Source organism: Clostridium tyrobutyricum (assembly GCF_019144085.1).
Classification (GTDB): domain Bacteria; phylum Bacillota; class Clostridia; order Clostridiales; family Clostridiaceae; genus Clostridium_B; species Clostridium_B tyrobutyricum_A.
This window is the reverse complement of record NZ_JAHHUY010000091.1, coordinates 1-584: the sequence shown is the minus strand read 5'-3', so window position 1 is coordinate 584 and position 584 is coordinate 1. Positions and strand designations below refer to the sequence as shown.

At 36.3% G+C, this 584-nt stretch carries 1 protein-coding gene; it reads left to right on the top strand.

Annotated elements, in window-relative coordinates:
- Positions 1 to 19: 19 nt before the first annotated feature.
- A partial coding sequence (locus KM800_RS15135; protein WP_217813828.1) for an acyl-CoA dehydrogenase family protein occupies positions 20 to 584 on the top strand: 565 nt, incomplete at its 3' end.

Here is a 584-nt window from a genome sequence, read left to right as displayed (position 1 = left end):
TTTATTGGGAGGTAAATAAATGGATTTTACATTGACGAGAGAGCAAGAATTTGTAAAACAAATGGTAAGGGAATTTACAGAAAACGAAGTTAAGCCTCTAGCGGCAGAGATAGACGAAACTGAAAGATTTCCTATAGAAACTGTAGAAAAAATGGGCAAATATGGAATGATGGGTATACCTTTTCCAGTAAAATATGGTGGAGCAGGCGGAGATACGCTATCCTATATATTAGCAGTAGAAGAACTTTCAAAGGCTTGCGGAACAACAGGTGTTATACTTTCAGCTCATACATCACTTTGTGCATCACTTCTTGAACAATTTGGAACGGAAGAGCAAAAACAAAAATATCTAGTACCACTTGCAAAGGGAGAAAAACTTGGAGCATTTGGATTAACTGAACCTAATGCTGGTACTGATGCTTCAGGACAACAAAGCTTGGCTGTACTAGAAGGAGATCATTATATATTAAATGGTCAAAAAATATTCATAACAAATGGTGGAGCAGCAGATATATTTGTAGTATTTGCAATGACTGATAGAAGCAAGGGTACAAGAGGAATATCAGCATTTATACTTGAAAAGG